This is a genomic window from Streptomyces sp. NPDC059092 (genome assembly GCF_042756365.1).
GTDB lineage: Bacteria > Actinomycetota > Actinomycetes > Streptomycetales > Streptomycetaceae > Streptomyces.
Genome location: NZ_JBHZEJ010000042.1, coordinates 43,612 through 62,562, shown reverse-complemented (window position 1 = coordinate 62,562; position 18,951 = coordinate 43,612). Strand labels below are relative to the sequence as shown.

Sequence of the window (18,951 nt, the reverse complement as noted above, 5' to 3'; positions counted from 1 at the left end):
GGCCCGTCACCGCCCTGCCGGCACGCGGCCTGGGTCGCCTTCGCCCGTGACGGAGGTCCGGGCTGGGGGTCCTGTGTGCCAGGACGGCGCGTCACCCGGCGCATCGCCGAGGAGTGGACGTCGGAGGTGGCGTGGCGCCATGCCCGGGTCGGTACGCGGCCCGGGTGCCGACGTGTTCGGCGCCGATTGGCGTCTCCCCGAAGGGTGGTATTAGGTTAGGCTCGCCTAACCACCCGGTGGAAGTCGCGTCCCTGACGACTCCTCAGCAAAACCTTTGCGGTGCAAGCTGTTGGGCATGCGCCCCTTCCGCAGCACCCCCCACCCCGAGGTAGTGCCAGCCGTGCCCGTCCCGCTCCGACCCCCTCCCGGCGACACCCTTCCGCGTGATGTCCTGAACGACCGGGTACGCGCACGGGGTTTGATCGTTCTCCCCTACGCGGGCTCGTACGACCGGGAGTTCGTCCTTCCTCGCATCTCCGGAGTCGTGTCATGACTGTGCCCCCCTCCATCGTGCCCGCTCCCGCCGTGCCCCCCTCCGCCACGACCCCCTCCGCCACGCCCCCTTCCACGGCGCCCTCTGCCACCCTGCCCGTCCAGGCCGCCGCCGCAGGCGCGACCGCGGCGGCCGACGGCATTCTGCGGCGCCAGCGCGCCCGGGAGTCCTCGGCGCGCACCTACGCCCGCTCGTTCCCGATCGTCCCCGCGCGCGCCTCGGGCATGACCATCGAGGGGACGGACGGCCGCCGTTACCTCGACTGCCTCTCCGGCGCGGGCACGCTCGCCCTCGGCCACAACCACCCCGTCACGCTGGAGGCCGTCCGCCGCACGATGGACAGCGGGGCGCCGCTGCACGTCCTCGACCTGGCGACCCCGGAGAAGGACGACTTCACGGACGCGCTCTTCGCCACCCTGCCGAGCGGCTTCGCGGACCGCGCCCGGGTCCACTTCTGCGGACCCGCCGGTACGGACGCGGTCGAGGCGGCCCTGAAACTGACGCAGACCGCGACCGGGCGGAGCGGACTGCTCGCGTTCACCGGCGCGTACCACGGCATGACGGCGGGTGCCCTGGGCGTGACCGGCAGCGTCGCCGTCAAGGAGCGGGTCGCGGGCGGCGGGGCCGAGGTGACGCGGCTGCCGTACCCGTACGCGTACCGCTGCCCGTTCGGTGTCGGCGGCGAGCGCGGGGCCGCACTCGCCGTCACGTACGCGCAGCGGCTGCTCGACGATCCGGCGGGCGGTGTCGTGCCGCCCGCCGCGATGATCGTCGAGGTGGTGCAGGGGGAGGGCGGCGCGGTGCCGGCGCCGGACTCCTGGCTGCGCGCGATGCGGCGGCTCACGCGGGAGCGCGAGATTCCGCTGATCGTGGACGAGGTGCAGACGGGCGTCGGGCGTACGGGGGCCTTCTGGGCCGTCGAGCACAGCGGGATCACCCCGGACGTGCTGGTCCTGTCGAAGGCGATCGGCGGCGGGCTGCCGATGGCCGTGATCGTGTACGACGAGAAGTACGACGGCTGGCTGCCCGGCGCCCACACCGGCACCTTCCGCGGCAACACCCTGGCCATGGCGGCGGGCGCGGCGACGCTGCGGTTCGTGAGCGCCGAGGGCCTGAGCGAGCGCGCGGCGACCGTCGGCGCCCGGATGACGGCGCGGCTCGACGGTCTGCGCGCGGAACTCCCGGCGATCGGCGACGTGCGGGGGCGCGGCCTGATGATCGGCGTCGAACTCGTCGACCCGGAGGGCCCCTCGGACTCCTGCGGGGCCCGTCCCGTCGACGCGGAACTGGCCGTGCGGGTACGGGCGGCCTGTCTCGACCGGGGGCTGATCGTGGAGCTGGGCGGGCGGTTCGACGCGACCGTACGGTTGCTGCCGCCACTGATCGTCACGGACGAGCAGGCGGAGGCGGTGGTGGACCGGCTGGCGGACGCGATCGCGGAGGTTTCGAAGGACGCGGCTCAGGGACGGCACGAGGCTCAGGGACGGCGGACGGCTCAAGGACGGCACGAGGCTCAGGGACGGCAGGCATGACGACGGAAACCCGGACACAAGGCGTGGCGCCGATCCCGCGGCAGGCCCGGCCGCCGGCCGCCCCTGCGGATGCGGAGGGCGGCCCCGCGAACGTGGAGGACGTCCCGGCGCCGCTCTCCGGCGGTGCCGGTGGCCCCCACGCCCTGGAGCCGCTGGTCGCGACCGTCCTCGCCGCGCTCACCGAGGGCGCCAAACGCCGCGACGGCCCCGTCGCCCCCGGCCGCCCCGAGGACATCGCCGCCTCGGTCGCGGAAGCACTCGCGAGCGGTACGGGAAGGGGCACCGGCACCAGTACGGGTACAGGCACGGGTACGGGCAGCGCCACCGGCCCCGGCAGCATCTCCGGCCCCGGCGGCGTCTCCGAATCCGTCGGCGCCGCCACCGTGCTCGCCCGGCTCACCGAACTCCTCGCCCACGGCAGCGCCGACCCCGCCGACCCCGCCTGCGCCGCGCATCTGCACTGCCCGCCCCTCGCGGTCGCCGTCGCCGCCGACCTCGCCGTCTCCGCGCTCAACCCCTCCCAGGACTCCTGGGACCAGGCGCCCGCCGCGACCACCCTGGAGACCCTGCTCCTCCAGGAGATGGCCCGGCTCGTCGGGTACGACGACACGCGCGCCGCGGGGGTGCTCACCTCCGGCGGTACGGAGTCGAATCTGATGGGCCTGATGCTCGCCAGGGACCGGGTCCTCGGCGCCGCGACCGGCCGGCAGGTCGAACTCTCCGGTGTGGCCGCGAGCGGCCCCGCGGGCCGGCCGCGCATCCTCGCCTCCGCCGCCGCGCACTTCTCCGTACAGCGCGCCGCCGCCCTCCTCGGGCTCGGCGAGGACGCGGTGCTCTCCGTCCCCGTCGACCACGAACTCCGCATGGATCCACAGGCGTTGGCCGAAGTCCTCGACGGATGTGCGGGGCGCGGCGAACTCCCCGTCGCCGTCGTGGCCACCGCCGGCACCACCGACACCGGCGCCGTGGATCCGCTGCGCGCCTGCGCCGCCCTCGCCGCCGCGCACGGTGCCTGGCTGCATGTCGACGCGGCGTACGGCGGCGGCGCCCTGCTCTCCGACCGGCTCGCGCCGCTGCTGGACGGCCTCGCGCTCGCCGACTCCGTCTCCCTGGACTGGCACAAGCTCGGCTGGCAGCCGGCCGCGGCCGGGATCTTCCTGGTCCGCGCGTCGGAGACGTACGCCTCGCTCGCGCGCCGGGCGGTCTATCTCAACCCGGTGGACGACGAGGAGGCCGGATACCCGAGCCTGCTCGGCCTGTCGCTCCGTACGACCCGGCGCGCCGACGCCTTCAAGATCGCGGTCACCCTGCGGACCCTGGGCCGGGACGGGCTCGGCCGACTGGTCGACGCCTGCCGGGACCTGGCGGTCGCGGGCGCGCGCGGCGTACGGGAACACCCTCGGCTGGAGCTGCACTCCGAACCGGTGCTCACCGCCTTCCTGTTCCGCTACGTGCCGCGGGGCGCGCCCGGGGACGGGGCAGCGGGCGGGGCCAGGAGCGACGACATCAACGCCCGGCTGCGGCGCAGGCTGCTCCGCGAGGGCCGCGCCGTCGTCGGCCGTACGGAGCTGCCGGGCGAGGGGCCAGGACGCGTACGCCTCAAGCTCACCCTGCTCAACCCGTACGCCACGGCCGACGACGTGGCCCGGCTGCTGGCGGCGGTCGTGGCCGCCGGACAGGCGGAAGAGGCAGGAGATGAGGAAGAGGCGGAGGGGATGGAAGCGATGAAAGTGACGGAAGGGACGGGTGAGGCGGGTGTGATGAGGTGAGGCCATCACCGGGGGCCGGCGAGGCGCCGGTCCGCGTCCCGTCCGTAACTCCCGTTCCCCCTCACCCCCTTGCGGAGGCCCAGCAGTGACGATCCCCCACGACGGCCACGGCATCAGCGACGCCGACGGCGTGCCCGGCGACGTGCCCGGTGAGGCGCACGGCGATGTGTACGACCTCGTCGGGGTCGGGATCGGCCCGTTCAACCTCTCGCTGGCCGCCCTCGCGGACGGTGTCCCCGGGGACGGTCCGCGCACGCTCTTCCTCGACGCCAAACCCGCGTTCTCCTGGCACCCGGGGCTGCTGCTGGAAGGAACGATCCTTCAGGTTCCCTTCCTCGCCGACCTGGTGACCATGGCGGATCCGACCAGCCGCTGGTCGTACCTCAACTACCTCCGCGAACACGACCGGATGTTCCCGTTCTTCTTCTCGGAGCGCTTCCACATACCCCGCCGCGAGTACGACCACTACTGCCGCTGGGTCACCGAGAACCTGCCGTCCTGCCGCTTCGACGCCCGCGTCACCGACCTGACCTGGGACGAGAGCGCCGACGCCTTCCTCGTGACCCACCGCTCGGCCGACGGCACCGTCTCGTCCGTACGGGCGCGGCAGGTCGTCCTGGGGGTCGGGACGGACCCGGTCGTCCCGGACCCCCTGCGCCCGTACCTCGACAGCGACAGCGACAGCGACAGCGACAGCGACCGTGACCGTGACAGGGACAGCGGCGGCGACGGCCACAGCAGGGACCGCCGGGTGCTGCACAGCGCGGACTACCGCACCCACCGGACCCGGCTGGCCGGCCTCGACGACGTCACGGTCCTCGGGGCGGGCCAGTCCGGCGCCGAGGTCGTCCTCGACCTGCTGCGCCACCAGGACGGCGGCGGCGCGGGCGGCCCGTACGTGCGCTGGCTGGCGCGTACGCCCGCGTTCGCGCCCATGGAGTACTCCAAGATCGGCCTGGAGCACTTCACGCCCGACTACATCCGCTACTTCCGCGCCCTGCCCGAAGCGCGCCGCGAGCGGCTCGTACGGGAGCAGTGGCAGCTCTACAAGGGCGTCAGCGAGGAGACGCTGGGCGAGATACACGACGAGCTGTACGAGCGGACGATCGGCGGCACGGAGCCGCGCGCCGCGCTCCATCCGGGCGTGGCGGTCGAGGGGATGGAGCGCCGGGGCGACGCCTACGTACTGACGTGCCGCCACACCGAGCAGGACGAGCTGTTCGAGGTGCGCACGTCGGCGGTCGTCTCGGCCACCGGGTACGCGGCGGCGCGCCCCGGATTCCTGGACGGCCTGGCCAAGCTGGTGGACTGGGACGAGCGGGGCCGCTACCGCGTCGACGGCGACTACCGCGTCGCACTGGACCGGCGGATCTCCGGTGCGCTGTACGTCCAGAACGCCGAACTGCACACGCACGGCGTCGGCGCCCCCGATCTGACCCTGGGCGCGTGGCGGGCGGCGACGATCCTCAACGCGGTGGCGGGGCGGACGGTGCTACGGGTCCCGGAGCGTGCGGCGTGGACGACCTTCGGCGCCCCGGAGGCGCCGGCCCCCGCCCCCGAGGGGAGCCCCTGACCGGCGCGGGCGGGGCGGCGGCTGCCGTCCAACGCCGTGGAGGAGTTCGCGTACGAGGAGCTGTTCGTACCCGCCCCCGTCCCCGTGCCGGAGGCTGAGCGCTACCAGGCGCGCCTCCCCGAACTGGCCGAGCGTTTCGCGACGTTCGGGCCGCCCGCCCCGTCGTTCGGACGGGCCGCCCTCAACCGCGAACGGCTCGGGGCCCCGGCTTCCACGGCACGGTCGTCAACCCGCCGGTCACGGCGCGGGACGCGGGCTGACGTCCGTCTCCCTCTACCGGGGCGGCCTACCAGGCGGCCTACCGGGCGGCGGACCCGTAACTCTTCTCGACGGCGTCCAGGATCCGTCCGGCGCCGGTGTAACCGATGCCGAGCATCCACACGTTGTCGTCGACCTTGAAGGCCGTCCCCTTCTTCACCGCGACCAGGTTCTTCCAGAGCGGCCCCGCCGTGGTGTCGGTCTCCTTGGACTTCTTCGCGTCCCCGTAGGCGGAGTAGAAGATGACGTCCGCGTTGGCCTTGTCGATCTGCTCCGGGCTGACGTCGAGGGAGAAGCCGTCCTTGTCCTGGTTGGCGGGGCGGCCGACCTGGAGGTCCTTGAAGAGGGAGCCGACGAAGGTGTCGTTGAGGTAGAGCCGGGTGTCCGCGCCCTCGACGAACCGTACGAAACCGACCTTGAGCCGCTTGGCCTTCGCGGGCCCGCCGAGCGCCTCGGTCACCCGGGTGACGTGTTCCTCGTACTCCGAGACGACCTTCTTCGCCTCGTTCTTCTTGCCGAGCGCGTCGGCGTGCAGCTCGAAGTTCTTCCGCCAGGAGGGGCCGGTGGTGTCGGAGAAGACGGTGGGGGCGATCGCGGAGAGCGCCTGGTAGTTCTTCTCGTCGCGGACCTTGCTGCTCAGGATCAGGTCCGGCTTCAGGGCGTTGATCGCTTCGAGGTTGGGCTGCGCGATCAGCCCGACGGGCTTGACGTCCTTGAGCCGGCCGGCGGGCAGGTAGGTGGAGAAGGGCGCCTTGTCGACGACGGTGGTGGCCCCGACCGGGGTCACCCCGAGGGTGACGGCCGAGTCGAGCGCGTCGGTGTCCAGCACGACGACCCGCTGGGGCGCGTCCTTCACCTTCACGTCGCCCATGACGGTCGGGACGGTGTGCGTGGCGCCGCCGGACGCGCTGCCCGCGCCCTGGCCCTTGTCCCGGCCGGCCGGCTCGTCGCCGCCGCAGGAGGTGAGCGTGACGGCGAGCGCGGTGACGGCGGCGGCCACGGTGATACGGCGGGTGAGGATTCTGGACACGGCGGCGGGCCTCCCTGACGGCAGCCCGGATCCTGCCCCGGACCGAGTAAGGCAAACCTAACGTACGGTCATGGCCGGTGGCCCGGGTTCCGGATCAGCCGAGCTTGAGCAGGAGGTCCGCGAGTTCGGCCGGCACGGTGATCATGCAGTCGTGACCGGTCGCCAGCTCCCACACCTGGGCCGGGGTGCCGTTGGGCTGAATCGCGGGGACGGGGCGGCGGACGATGCCCTCAGGGACGCCGACCGTGCAGTGGATGTGCGCCCGTGGGATCGCGTTCATCGCCGGGTTGTCCAGGCGGACCGGCTGCTGGAGGCAGCGCACCGGCTGATCCGACAGCATCGTACGCAGCCAGGCGATGTCCGCCGGGTCCGTGACCCCGAACAGCCCCGAGGGCGGCGGCATTTCCGGCGGCGGCGGAATCCGCCAGCCGCTTTCGGACCGTAGGGCGAGGTCGATCAGGGTCCGGGTCATGGGTTGGACATCGGCCGCGCTCTCGCCGTCCTCCGGGACCATCGCGTCGAGGTGGACCAGCCGCGCGATCCGGTCCGGGACCTGGTTCGCCACGGACGAGATGACCAGCCCGGCGTAGCTGTGACCCACCAGCACCACCTCGGTGAGGTCTTCCCCGGTGATCAGCCCGACGATGTCGTCGACGTGCGTGTAGAGCCCGGTCTCGCGGCCGGCCAGGTGCGCCTTGTCCCCGTAACCGGTGAGGGACGGCGCGAAGACCCGGTGCCCGGCCGACTCCAGCGACGGGACCACCCGCTCCCAGCACTCCCCGCTGTGCCAGGCACCGTGTACCAGCAGATACGTCGACATGGTTCCGCTCCTTACGTGCTGTGCTCGCTGTACTCGCTGTGCTCGCTGTACTCGTCCGCGCCGGTCCGAGTCGGACGGGGGCGGAAGGTTCCGGCCTTGGTGGGCCACCGGCCACGCTGCCCCCGGGGCTCCGGGCCGGCCAGAGCCCCCGCGATCCTGGGGGTGACAGGACCAGGCACGCGCGCGGCGGGCGGACTACCGTGGAGCGATGACCGACGGACCGAACCCGCTGGGTGAGTACGTGCGGGCACGCCGCGAACTCGTCACGCCCGAGCAGGCCGGCCTCCACGCCGTGGGGGTACGGCGCGTGCCCGGCCTGCGGCGGGAAGAGGTCGCGCTGCTCGCGGGCATCAGCGCCGACTACTACCTGCGCCTGGAACAGGGCCGCGACCGCAACCCCTCCGTACAGGTCCTCGAATCCCTCGCCCGCGCGCTGCGCCTCGACGACGACGCGACGGCGCACCTGCTCCGCCTCGGCGCCGGACGGCCCCGACGCCACCGGGGCCGGCCCCGGCCGGAGACCGTCCCTCCGGGCATCGCCCAACTTCTCACCGCGCTCCCGCTGCCCGCCCTGGTCGAGGGCCGCCACTTCGACGTCCTCGCCGCCAATGCCCTGGCGACCGCGCTGTCACCGCGCCTCGCGGCGGGGGCCAACCGGCTGCGGGACGTCTTCCTCGACCCCGCCGAGCAGGCCCTCTACCCGGACTGGGAGAGCGCTGCGGCGGGCATGGTCGCCGGCTTCCGCGAATCCGTCGGCACCGCCACGGACGACCCCCGTTTCCTCGAACTCGTCGGCGAACTCTCCCTGGCCAGCCCCCGCTTCCGCCGGCTCTGGGCCCGCCACGACGTAGAGGCGTGCGAAGGCGCCCCCAAACACCTCGCCCACCCCCAGGCCGGCGCCCTGAGCCTGAACCGGGAACGGCTGGCCATCGGCGGTACGGCAGGCCAGGTCCTCGTCATCTACCACCCGGACCCCGGCAGCGACACGGCCGAAAAGCTGGCGCTCCTCGCCTCCGCCGCGCTCCGTCGCCCGTAATCGCTCACCCCGGCGCGGGGCAGGGGTGGCGGGGGCGGAGCGGGTGCGGTCCGCAGGCGATGAGGCCGAGGTGGAGGAAGCGCCCGCCGGTGGCCCACCAGCCGCCGACGAGGTCTTCGCGGGCGGTGAGCCGCCGGGTGATCTCGCCGGGGTGGGGTGTGGGCGCGTACGTGCCCGCGAGGATGCCGATGTGCCGCTGAAGCTGATCGACGTACCAGGTGGCTGCTTCGGCGGGCCGGGCAAAGGTCGCCCGGACATGGGCGGACGCCTTGAGGAGCCAGTCGGCGGTTTCGAGGGGCATGACGGGGGCGGTGGGGAATTCGGGGTGGCCGGGACGCCGGTGGGCGTCGCCGGGCTTGACGAGGACGTCGCCGTGGCCGAGCCAGAGGTAGGCGTGGTGGTGGGGTGGCATGGGGGGCTCCTTGGGGGCGGCCCCGGCCGGGGTGGGTCCGGGGCCGCCGTGTCGTGCCGGTTCTCCTGTTACCGGCGTCCGCAGCCGTCGCCGTCGCCGCAGCCGCCGGAGGGGGTGCCGCCCTGGTTGTCGTCGCCGCCGTTGTCGGTGTCGTCTCCGCCGTGCTTGACCGGGCCGGTGGGGTGTCGCACGGTGGGCCTCCTGTGCCGTTGGGTGCAGCTGCCGGGCCCGGCTTGTCCGGGCCCTGTCCCGTTCCGGCCGGTTGTTCCTTCGCCGGGAGTACCGGCCGGAACGGGGGTTCGAGGGGCACAGCGGAAGGCATGCGGGCCGGGCCGGGGCTACCGGTCGAAGTGATCGCCGACCAGGCTCAGCACGAACACGACCAGCGCGGCGGACCCGAGTAGGAGCGGCAGCGGAGAACGCCGGCGCCGGCACGTCACCAGGCGCCCCGCATGCCGGTGGCGCGGCCCACGACCCCGCCCGCCGACGACACCGCGCCGTATGCCCGTGTCGACGGCGTCCCGGGTGGGAGGTGTGTGCCAGGAGTCCCGCAGGGCGGGCCATTGGGTACGCAGGGCCGGAGGACACCGGGGAGGCCGGCCCCCGAACACGACCACCACACCCCGAACCACCGGCCGGTCACCGGCAGCCGGTCACGGGCACCGGCATACGGCACGGGCACGGAGGCGTCGCCCCCGGAAGCCTCCCCGGGGCGCTGCGGCGCGGAGTGCCCGACCGTCAGCCACGCCACCGGGCCGACGGACGCGCGGCCGGGCCACGCCGACACGACACCCCCCGCCCCGAACCCCGCACCGGCGGCGCCCGGTTGGCCGCCGACCGGCCCGTTCACCGGGCCACCTCGGCCCACACGGCCTTCCCGAACGGCCGATCGGCCACACCCCAGCACTCCGCCAACGCCTCCACGATCAACAGGCCCCGGCCCCGGTCACGCTCCTGGGACGCGACCCGGAACCGAGGCCGCCGCCGCACCGGATCCCGCACCTCCACCCGCACGCACGTGTCCGTGACCGCGAGCACCACCAGCACCGAGTCCCCGGGCTCGGTCCCGTACCGCACGGCGTTCGTCACCAACTCCGAGACCACGAGCTGGAGATCGTCCACACACGTCTCACCCGTATCCGGCAGGTGGTACGCCACGAACTCACGCACGTAGCGACGGGCCGCCCGGACCGACTCCGGCGCGCCGACGAGTAAGAGCTGCGGTGGAGGCCCTGCCGGGGGACGACAGCCAACCGGTTCGTACCGCTTCGGGAGCATGGTCACCATGCAAATCCCCTCATAGATATGGGTCCTGGACGCCACTGCCGCGCAAGACAGGTGCGTCACGTTGCGTATCCTGTTGGGTGCGCAGAGTGGCGTGGCTCTGATCGTGACGACACGGCAAGGGCAGATCTACCGTCAGATGCACGTCATTTCCGCGCGGGCTTACGGCATATCGGCCAAACTCTCGACAGAGTGACGACAGATCTCCGACAAAGTCGCCAAGGGTCGAGTTAACCGCCCCAGTTGCGGGCCGCTTGGGCGTAGCGTCGTTACATCACATTGGACAGCAGAGGGGGACTCGGTGACCACGCTCCTCCGGTCTTTGATCGACGAAATGGGCTGGAAGGACTACCGCACCTTCATTGACCAATACCAACGGGCTGCGCAGTGTCTGGCAGAACAGGTTCGAGATCCTTCTCTCGCGACGCATACGGTTTCGGACAGAACCTTCGAGCGCTGGTATTCGGGACGAGTGACTCCTCAGAACGAGGCGCGTCGAATCCTGGCCCACCTCTTCATGAGGCCGATCCGAGAGCTTCTCTCTGAAGCGTCTGCCGAGGAATCTGCTCCCGTAGGGGCCGTTATGGGTAGTGATTCCAGCGTTTCTGACACTGGTGTCAACGCCGATTCTGGCGCAGATTTACACGAGACGGGAAGGCATGCGGTCATGGCTGCACGGCGCGCAATCGAATTTGCCATGAGAGCGGAGCGGCAAACGGTGGGTGAGGAGACTCTGGACTATGTCCAGGAGGAGGTGCGCCGTATCGCCATGATTCACCTGCGTGTTCCAGTGGGAACAGTCCTGGATGATTTGACCTACATCCAAGATACGACGTTCCGGCTGCTGGAAAGCGGTCGCGCCAAGCCGTCGCAGACACGAGACCTGTACTTCCTCGCCGCACTTCAGTCCGGCATGCTGGCCAAGGCCAGCCATGACCTCGGTGACCCGCAGTCGGCCATGATGCAGGCTCGTACTGCTTCCGTATGCGCGGACCAGGCCGAACATCAAACCATGAGGGCTTGGGTAAAGGGACTCCAGTCCTCCATCTCGTACTGGGCGAACCGGCCGGGGGACGCGCTGCACTATGCGCGTCAGGGCATTGAGATCAGCGGCGACCTGCGCGGTAGCGTCATCGTGTGGCTCGCTGCCCAGGAAGCACGCGCTGCTGCTCTGTTGGGCGATGCTGAGACCGTTCACGCGGCAATTCGCCGTGCCGAGGCGATGCGGCAAGGCACACGGCCGGACGACCTGGACGATCTCGGTGGAAACTTCTTCTTCCCGCAGGTCAGGCAGACGTTCTTCGGTATCGAGGCGAGTCTCGTGCTTTCCGACAGCGACGCAGGCCTCGTCAGGAGTGCAGAGGACGCGGTACGAGAACTGAGCGACACCAACAATCCGCACTGGGCGTTTGCCGCCGAGGCCGGATGCCAGTCCAACCTGGCCCTTGCCCGCCTGTACGCGGGAGACCTGGAAGGGGCAGCAGAAGCCGTCCGCCCCGTACTCGATCTTCCGCCGAACCAGCGCAACGCAGGCATCGTCGGTTCTCTCCAGCGTCTTGGGACCTCACTCCACAAGGGGCCGTTGCGCAATGCGGTCACGGCTCGCGAACTATGCGAGAGGATTGCAGCATTCAGTCGCCACCGACCGCTTTTTCTACCTCGCTGACGGAGAGGGTCCCGAGTATGTATCCGGTCGATCGTCACAGCTCCCGCTTGGCGCTCCGCGAACTCACTGCCGAAGACGTGGACGCCGTCCATTCCATCTACGGCAGCTCCGAAGCCACCACCCACCTGAGCTTCAGCCCGCGCTCACGTGACGAGGTCGACGGCATCGTCGCCCGGTCCATGGCGTCGGCGACCACCGTGCCGCGTGACGAATACGCCCTGGCTCTCACGGATAAGGGCGACGGCGAACTGGTCGGGTTCGTCCGCTTGGCCCTCGATCCGCACCAGCAGCGCGCGGCCACGATCGGTGGCGCTCTGCGCACCGATGTCTGGAGACGCGGTTACGGGAGGGAAGCCGTACAACTGCTGCTCGCCCTTGCGTTCACCGATCTGGACCTCCACCGGGTCTGGGCGGCCCGGTCCCCGCTCAATGATGCCGCGGCGAAGACGCTCCTGGCCTCAGGGATGACCGAGGAAGGCCGCATTCGCGGGCATGTTCACGTACGGGGCGCCTGGCGGGACTCCATCAGCTATCTAGCGAGGGGACCCGCGCGTTTACGCGTGGGGGGAATCGCTTCTCAGGGCTGCTCTGACATCAACTGCGTGCACGGATCCGCACTGTTGACCCTCGCCGACTAGATGCTCGTCACGTGTATAGTGATCGTCGTGACTGTGACGCGGAAGGTTCGCCGGTATTCCGGTGGCGTGTACGACTTGGGGCTGCACGTGGTGTGGTGCCCCAAGTACCGCCGCCGGGTTCTCGGCGGCCGGGTCGCGGTCCGGCTGCGCGAGCTGATCGAGGCCAAGGCCGCAGAAAAGGGCTGGGAGATCATCGCTCTTGAGGTGATGCCCGACCACGTGCACCTGTTCGTCAAGCACGAGCCCAAGGCGTCCGCGTCCTACGTCGCGAACCAGTTCAAGGGCTTCACCTCACGCGTGCTGCGTTCCGAGTTCCCGCACCTGAAGTCTCAGATGCCCACCCTGTGGTCGTCGTCGTTCTTCGTCGCCTCGGTCGGCGCGGTCAGCGCGGACACGGTGGAGAAGTACATCAACACCCAGTGGGAACGCCCCTGGACGAAGAAGCAGAAGGAGGAAGCCGAGCGTGCACCGCGCGTATAAGTTCCTCCTGCGCCCCACCGTCCGCCAGGCACAGGCCCTGTCCGAGATGCTGCGGGATCACTGCTCTCTCTACAACGCAGCCTTACAGGAACGCCGCGACGCCTACCGGCACAGCTCGAAGACGAGCATCAGGTACGGCGGCCAGTCCGCACAGCTCAAGGAGATCCGGGCGTTTGACCCGGAGCGTCAGGGCCGCTGGTCGTTCTCCTCGCAGCAGGCCACCCTGCGCCGCCTGGACAAGGCGATGCAGGCCTTCTTCCGGCGGGTCAAGGCCGGGGAAAATCCCGGTTATCCGCGTTTTCGCGGGGTGAACTGGTTCGACACGGTCGACTTCCCCAAGGACGGGGATGGCTGCCGCTGGGACTCCACCCCGCACGCCCCGGTCACCCGCGTCCGGCTGCAAGGTGTCGGGCACGTCCGCGTCCACCGGCATCGGCCGGTGCGTGGCCGGGTCAAGACCGTCGCGGTCAAGCGCGAGGGGCGGCAGTGGTATGTCATCCTCGCCTGCGACGAAGTCCCCGCCGAACCGCTCCCGGCGACCGGCGCCGTGACCGGCATCGACATGGGCGTAGCCCACTTTCTCACCACCTCCGAGGGTGAGCACCAGCCCAGTCCGAGGCACGGACGGCACCATGCCGAAGCCCTCGCCGACGCTCAGCGCGCACTCAAGGCGTTCCCGCGCCGCAAGCGGGAGAACCGCACCGCCCGGCACCGCCGGGCGGTCGAGAAGGTCGCCGCTCTGCACCGCAAGGTACGCCGCCGGCGCACCGACCACGCGCACAAGACCGCGCTGGCGATGGTCCGCACCTACGACGTCATCGCTCACGAGCGCCTGAGCATCGCGAACATGGTCCGCGCCCCCAAACCCAAACCTGACACCGGGAATCCCGGCGCGTTCCTCCCGAATGGAGCCGCCGCGAAGGCCGGCCTGAACAAGAGCATCCACGACGCGGGTTGGGGGGTGTTCCTGGGCATCCTCGCGCACAAGGCTGAAAGCGCCGGTCGCAAGCTGATCCCGGTGGACCCCCGCAACACCTCCCGCACCTGCCCCACCTGCGGGCACGTGTCCGGCGAGAACCGCACCACACAAGAGAAGTTCGAGTGCACCCAGTGCGGTCACACCGCCAACGCCGATCAGGTCGGCGCACTCAACGTCGCTGTCAGGGCCGGGCTGGTCCTTCCCGACGTGGCCTAGCCACGACAGGAGAAGCCCCCCGGATTTATCCGGGGGGAGGAGTCACCACGTACGGGATCCTCCGCGAGGAGTGGCCGGCCGCCACTCACGCGTAGCCGGGTCTCCGTCACGACTGGGCGGGGGCTGCGGCCAAGGGCTGCCCCGGACGATCCGGGAGCGTGCGGCCGGTGTTCCGCCGCGCTCCACCCGGCGCGCCGCGGTGATCCCGGGGTCCGTGTGGAGGCCGGCCTCATCACCCGGGCGGACGCCACCGACCACGGCCGCGCCCTGCCCGTACTCCTCACGCCCGCCGGACAGCGGCGCCTGCACGCGGCCCGCACGGCCGTGTACGCCATCGAGGAACGCATGATCGAAGCCATTCCCCAGTGGCGCCTCGCCGCCCTGCTCGCCGACCTCGACACCATGGCCGACGCCCTCACCGAGTGAGGGTGGGGCCCCGGGCCGTGTCAGCTCCGAAGGGCGGCCGGTGAACGTGGGTCAGTCCTCGCTCCGGTGGGTGACCTGGGCGTCGGTGCGGTCGCCGGGGAACTCGTACCAGCGGCGCTGGAGGCACACGAACTCCACGTCGGCCTGTACCAGCCGCATGAACCCGCAGATGGTGTCGGCGAGCCGTTCGTGGGAGCCGGGGTGGGCGAGGAGGCCTTCCTCGGTGAAGGCCTCGTAGGCGCGGGGCAGGCTGAACATGTCGGGGTAGACCCGTGTCCCGAGGTGTTCCAGCGGAACCCGCAGGGCCCACAGACCGCGGTTGCCGCCGATCATCGACGGGGAGGACGAGACCAGCAGTGCGTGCTTGGTCTTGAACGGCTGCGGCCGTACTCGGGAGACCCAGTCGATGGCGTTCTTCAGCAGTCCTGGAACGGAGGCGTTGTACTCGGGCGACGAGATCACGAACGCGTCGCAGTGTTTGATCCTTTCGCACAGGGCCAGGGCGCCGGCGGGCAGCCCTTCGGATTCCTCCACATCCCCGTCGTACAGCGGCATGTCGAAGTCCCGCATCCTGGCCAGGTCGACCTCGGCACCGGTCTCGGTGATCAGGTTCGACACCAGGGAGGCGAGCTGCGCGTTGGTGGACCCGGCGCGCAGCGCGGCGCCGAACACCAGGACCCGAACGGGAGCCGGCTGAGCGTCCTTGGTCATGCTGTGGTCTCTTTCGCCGTGCGGTTGTCCCCGGCAGCCAGTTTTCCCCAGCCCGGCCCGCCGCACCGGACGACACTCTGCGGCGTCCGAGCGGTACGACCGGGGCCGAGGCCCGTCGGCGGGTCGGGGCACGCTCGGTCCCGGCACGCTCGGTCCGGGGGCAGGCGTGTCCGATTCGTTCAAGAGGGCGGTGGCGGTGGCCCACTACCATCGCCGCCATGATCAGCACCGGTAAGGAATCACGCCACCTCGGCGTCCACATCGACCGCACCGTTGACGAGGTCTACGCCTACGCGTCGGACCCGGCCAACCTGCCCGCGTGGGCCCGGGGGCTGGGCGGCTCCATCGAGAAGATCGACGATCAATGGGTCGCGGAATCCTCCCCCATGGGGCGGGTGGTGGTGGCCTTCGTGCCCCGTAACGAGCTGGGTGTGCTCGACCACGACGTCACGCTGCCCTCCGGGGAGACCGTTCACAACCCGGTCCGCGTGATCGCCGACGGGGCGGGGAGCGAGGTGGTGTTCACCCTGCGCCGGCAGCCCGAGGTGAGCGAAGCCGAGTTCGAGCGTGACGCCGACATGGTCGCCGCCGACCTGACGCGGCTCAAGGATCTGATGGAGTCCGGTTAGCCCGGCACCGTTTGCATTCCGGACAGGCACCGGGCGGGAGAGCACGGTGGACGAGGTCGGTGGGCCGCCCGCGCGGGTGCCTTTGCGCAGGCAGATGGCCTGGTCGTCCAGTCTCCCCGCGACCTGCCCGAGTGGCGGGCCGTAGATCACGGCCTGTTTGCTTCTGTGTCACAGGCGTGTCTTAAGGCCTCTTGGTGTGCAACGGGAACGGGCGGTGCTCACGTCCGGAAGGACAGGACGCCCGCTCACCAGGAGCAGGGGCACATTCGGAGGAAGTTATGCGCGTTCGGAAGATCTCGGTGCTCACCCTTGCCGCTGTGGCCGTCGGCCTGTCGCTCACCGCCTGCAACCCCGCAGGCGGATCGGACTCCGGCACCTCCGTCTCCAGCACCGTGTCACCGGACAGCGCCAAGAACTCCACCCAGTCGTCGAACGGCTCCACCGACGGCGCGGCGGCGGGTACGCCGAAGAAGGACGGTGTGAAGTGCACGGACCAGTTCGATTACGCGGGTGACTCGCGGTCGAACGCCGAGATCAACTCCGTCGGTGAGGACACCGGCAACTGCCCGGACCCGGAGGAGGGCGGCGCGGCCTCGGGTACGCAGAAGAACGACGGGGAGAGCTGCACGGACCAGCTCGACTACGCGGGTGACTCGCGGTCCAACGCCGAGATCAACACCATCGGCGACAAGACCGGCATCTGCCCGCCCGTCCAGTAGCAGCGAGTCTCCGGAGCGGTGAGTCTTCGGCCGCATGTGACCGGAGCGGTGAGTCTTCGAGGCGGTGAGTCTTCGGCCGGGTGCGACCGGGGCGGGCCGTCGACGCCGCCGGTGTGGCCGAGACCGTACGCGGTGTGCCGGCGGCCGGGGCTGCCCGGCCGGCCGGCCCGTACGGGGGCGTCCCGGACGAGGCCGGGAGTCCGCGGCCGGTAGGGAGCCAGGGACACCCGAGGGAACTCCTCCGTCGTCACCGTGCGTGAGTCGAGGGTCAGATCACCGGCGGGCGGCCCAGCGCCGTCATGCGCCGTACCGTTCGCCATCGGATCGGCCGGCGCGTCCCGCACGCCGTGCGTACGCCCTCGGAGAATCCGCCGAACCAGGCGCGCAGTCCGCTCACCGACCGCGTACGCGCCACCGTGAGCAGGATCCACGTACCGAGGTAGAGCGGGACGAGGATCGCGGGGAGGTGGCGGCGGGCCAGCCAGACGCGGTTGCGGGCGGTCATCCGGTAGTACTCGGCGTGCCGGGCGGGGGAGGTACGCGGGTGCTGGAGGACCAGTTCCGGCTCGTAGAGGATCGTCCAGCCCGCGTCCAGCGCGCGCCACGCGAGGTCGGTCTCCTCGTGGGTGAAGAAGAACGCGTCAGGCCAGCCGCCGGTCTCCGCCAGCATCGCCATGGACAGCGCGTGCCCGCCGCCGAGGAAGGTGGTCACCTCGCCGCCGCGCATCGGGTCCTTCGCGCGCAGCCGGGGGATGTGCCGCCGCGCGGTGAAGCCGGTCTCGTCCGCGATCCGGAAGCTGACGATGCCGAGCCGGGGCCGTGCCTCGTACAGGTCGGCGATGCGGGTGATCACATCGGCCTCGATGAGCAGCCCGTCGTCGTCCAGGTCGACGAGGATGTCCACGTCACCGGCCTCGCGAAGCTTCTCCATGGCGACATTGCGCCCGCCGGAGACGCCGAGGTTCTCCGGCAGCTCGACCCCGATGACGCCCTCGGGCAGCTCGGGCAGCGGGGAGCCGTTGCCGACGACGACGATCCGGGTGGCGGCCTCCTGCTGCTTGGCCACGGAGTCCAGCAGAGCACGCAGCTCGACGGGCCGGGTGCCCATGGTCAGTACGGCCACACCCACACGCGGTCGGGACACGTCCAGATCACTCCAGCAACTCGAAGGGCAGCGGAAAACAGCGGAAGACAGCGGGAACAGCGGGGAACGGCAAAGAACAGCGGCAGACAGCAACAGGCGGCGACAGACAGCGGAAAGGCAGTCCGTCGATGCTAACCGGCGGTCTCCATCCCCTGGACACCCGAAGATATTCCTGCGGACCCCGAAGGTTCACCTTGACGCCCCGCGCCGCACCGCACGGCGTCGTACCTGGTGGCATCGAGCAGGAGACGAGGCGCTGTGTTACGGGACACATTCGACGAGGACGCCGAACTGTACGACCGGGCGCGTCCCGCCTACCCGGCCCCGCTGGTCGAGGAGCTGGCCGCGCGGGCGCGCCTCGGGCCCGGCCGGCGGGTCCTGGAAGTGGGGCCGGGCACCGGGCAGTTGACCGTTCCGCTGGCCCGGTACGGCTGCCGGATCACCGCCGTGGAGGTGGGCGCGTCCCTCGCGGCAGTGGCGTCGCGCAACCTGCGGCCGTTCCCGGACACCGAGGTCGTGGTCGCACCGTTCGAGACGTGGGCGCCGCCCCCGGAGCCGTACGACCTGATGGTCGTCGCGACCGCCTTCCACTGGCTCGACCCCGCGGTACGGCTGGCCAGGGCGGCGGACGCGCTGCGCGCCGGCGGCCTGCTGGCGCTGGTCACCACCCACCACGTCGCCTCGGAGACCACCCGGAGCGACGACGCCTTCTTCGCGGACGCCCAGCAGTGCTACGAGCGCTGGGACCCGGCGACCCCGCCCGGCCTGCGGCTGCGCCGCTCGGCGCTGGTCACGACCGACACGGGTGAGCTGGCCGGCTCCGACCTGTTCGGGCCGGTGTCCGTGGCGCGCTGGACGCGGGAGATCACATACTCCGCCGACGCGTACGTCGACGTGCTGCTGACCTACTCGGGGCACCGTGCCCTGGAGCCCGGCGCGCGCGAGGGGCTGCTGTCGGAGCTCCGTGCCCTGATCGACGGCCGGTACGGCGGGCGCGTCACCAAGACGTACCTCCACGAGCTGATCGCTGCCCGCAAGCGGCCCGGAGATCAGTCCCCGGTCCAGCCCCGGGATCAGCCCGAAGACCCCGGGAAATTCACCGTTTCCACGGGCTGACCACAGACCGGTGTCATATC

Annotated in this window: 19 protein-coding genes; 12 read left to right on the top strand and 7 right to left on the bottom strand. The window is 71.1% G+C overall.

The annotated features are described in order from the left end of the window. The first annotated feature begins 489 nt into the window (after positions 1-489). The 3 genes from ACFXPL_RS23365 (at position 490) to ACFXPL_RS23355 (ending at position 5,367) form a co-directional block, all read left to right on the top strand. Entirely contained in the window at positions 490-2,025 is a 1,536-nt protein-coding gene (locus ACFXPL_RS23365) for a diaminobutyrate--2-oxoglutarate transaminase family protein (protein ID WP_384922750.1), read from the top strand. Then, positions 2,022-3,794, top strand: coding sequence for a pyridoxal phosphate-dependent decarboxylase family protein (locus ACFXPL_RS23360; protein WP_384922747.1), 1,773 nt, complete (start codon positions 2,022-2,024; stop codon positions 3,792-3,794). Before ACFXPL_RS23365 ends, ACFXPL_RS23360 begins: the two co-directional genes overlap by 4 nt. Positions 3,795-3,879: 85 nt before the next feature. Continuing rightward, positions 3,880-5,367, top strand: coding sequence for a lysine N(6)-hydroxylase/L-ornithine N(5)-oxygenase family protein (locus ACFXPL_RS23355; protein WP_384922744.1), 1,488 nt, complete (start codon positions 3,880-3,882; stop codon positions 5,365-5,367). A gap of 298 nt (positions 5,368-5,665) precedes the next feature. Here ACFXPL_RS23355 and ACFXPL_RS23350 read toward each other — a convergent pair whose 3' ends face one another. After that, positions 5,666-6,655, bottom strand: coding sequence for an ABC transporter substrate-binding protein (locus ACFXPL_RS23350; protein ID WP_384922741.1), 990 nt, complete (start codon positions 6,653-6,655; stop codon positions 5,666-5,668). Between the two features lie 94 nt (positions 6,656-6,749). Then, entirely contained in the window at positions 6,750-7,475 is a 726-nt protein-coding gene (locus ACFXPL_RS23345; RefSeq protein ID WP_384922738.1) for an alpha/beta hydrolase, read from the bottom strand. A 208-nt stretch (positions 7,476-7,683) separates the two neighbouring features. Between ACFXPL_RS23345 and ACFXPL_RS23340 the strand changes: the two genes are divergently transcribed. Continuing rightward, entirely contained in the window at positions 7,684-8,511 is an 828-nt protein-coding gene (locus ACFXPL_RS23340) for a helix-turn-helix domain-containing protein (RefSeq protein ID WP_384922735.1), read from the top strand. A 4-nt stretch (positions 8,512-8,515) separates the two neighbouring features. Here the strand turns inward: ACFXPL_RS23340 and ACFXPL_RS23335 are convergent, their stop codons facing one another. From ACFXPL_RS23335 to ACFXPL_RS23325, 3 genes are all read right to left on the bottom strand, one after another. Next, the gene (locus ACFXPL_RS23335) at positions 8,516-8,923 is read right to left on the bottom strand and encodes a hypothetical protein (protein ID WP_384922732.1); all 408 of its coding nucleotides are present in this window, start codon (positions 8,921-8,923) and stop codon (positions 8,516-8,518) included. A 68-nt stretch (positions 8,924-8,991) separates the two neighbouring features. Beyond that, positions 8,992-9,114: a hypothetical protein gene (locus tag ACFXPL_RS23330; RefSeq protein WP_384922729.1), complete on the bottom strand. Its 123-nt coding sequence runs from the start codon at positions 9,112-9,114 to the stop codon at positions 8,992-8,994. A gap of 655 nt (positions 9,115-9,769) precedes the next feature. Further along, the gene (locus ACFXPL_RS23325; protein WP_384922785.1) at positions 9,770-10,201 is read right to left on the bottom strand and encodes an ATP-binding protein; all 432 of its coding nucleotides are present in this window, start codon (positions 10,199-10,201) and stop codon (positions 9,770-9,772) included. Positions 10,202-10,508: 307 nt separating this feature from the next. Between ACFXPL_RS23325 and ACFXPL_RS23320 the strand changes: the two genes are divergently transcribed. The 5 genes from ACFXPL_RS23320 (at position 10,509) to ACFXPL_RS23300 (ending at position 14,612) form a co-directional block, all read left to right on the top strand. Then, positions 10,509-11,873: a hypothetical protein gene (locus ACFXPL_RS23320; RefSeq protein ID WP_384922726.1), complete on the top strand. Its 1,365-nt coding sequence runs from the start codon at positions 10,509-10,511 to the stop codon at positions 11,871-11,873. A 17-nt stretch (positions 11,874-11,890) separates the two neighbouring features. Continuing rightward, positions 11,891-12,511 (top strand): GNAT family N-acetyltransferase, encoded by a 621-nt coding sequence (locus ACFXPL_RS23315; protein ID WP_384922723.1) that lies wholly within the window; start codon positions 11,891-11,893, stop codon positions 12,509-12,511. Positions 12,512-12,544: 33 nt separating this feature from the next. After that, positions 12,545-12,991, top strand: a complete 447-nt coding sequence (gene tnpA, locus ACFXPL_RS23310; protein WP_384922782.1) for an IS200/IS605 family transposase — start codon at positions 12,545-12,547, stop codon at positions 12,989-12,991. After that, positions 12,975-14,186, top strand: coding sequence for an RNA-guided endonuclease InsQ/TnpB family protein (locus ACFXPL_RS23305; RefSeq protein ID WP_384922720.1), 1,212 nt, complete (start codon positions 12,975-12,977; stop codon positions 14,184-14,186). The genes tnpA and ACFXPL_RS23305 overlap by 17 nt, the downstream gene beginning before the upstream one ends. 216 nt (positions 14,187-14,402) lie before the next feature. Further along, entirely contained in the window at positions 14,403-14,612 is a 210-nt protein-coding gene (locus ACFXPL_RS23300; protein WP_384922717.1) for a hypothetical protein, read from the top strand. Positions 14,613-14,663: 51 nt separating this feature from the next. On the opposite strand, the gene ACFXPL_RS23295 is transcribed toward ACFXPL_RS23300, so the two are convergent. Then, the gene (locus ACFXPL_RS23295) at positions 14,664-15,323 is read right to left on the bottom strand and encodes an NADPH-dependent FMN reductase (RefSeq protein ID WP_384922714.1); all 660 of its coding nucleotides are present in this window, start codon (positions 15,321-15,323) and stop codon (positions 14,664-14,666) included. Positions 15,324-15,541: 218 nt separating this feature from the next. On the opposite strand from ACFXPL_RS23295, the gene ACFXPL_RS23290 reads away from it, so the two are divergent. Both ACFXPL_RS23290 and ACFXPL_RS23285 read left to right on the top strand, forming a co-directional pair. Beyond that, the gene (locus ACFXPL_RS23290) at positions 15,542-15,952 is read left to right on the top strand and encodes an SRPBCC family protein (RefSeq protein ID WP_384922712.1); all 411 of its coding nucleotides are present in this window, start codon (positions 15,542-15,544) and stop codon (positions 15,950-15,952) included. 278 nt (positions 15,953-16,230) lie between these two features. Further along, complete coding sequence (locus tag ACFXPL_RS23285; RefSeq protein WP_384922709.1) at positions 16,231-16,671, top strand: hypothetical protein; 441 nt, start codon at positions 16,231-16,233, stop codon at positions 16,669-16,671. A gap of 268 nt (positions 16,672-16,939) precedes the next feature. Here the strand turns inward: ACFXPL_RS23285 and ACFXPL_RS23280 are convergent, their stop codons facing one another. Further along, positions 16,940-17,779, bottom strand: coding sequence for a glycosyltransferase family 2 protein (locus tag ACFXPL_RS23280; protein WP_384922779.1), 840 nt, complete (start codon positions 17,777-17,779; stop codon positions 16,940-16,942). A 294-nt stretch (positions 17,780-18,073) separates the two neighbouring features. On the opposite strand from ACFXPL_RS23280, the gene ACFXPL_RS23275 reads away from it, so the two are divergent. Beyond that, positions 18,074-18,931, top strand: coding sequence for a class I SAM-dependent methyltransferase (locus ACFXPL_RS23275; protein WP_384922706.1), 858 nt, complete (start codon positions 18,074-18,076; stop codon positions 18,929-18,931). Positions 18,932-18,951: the final 20 nt, after the last annotated feature.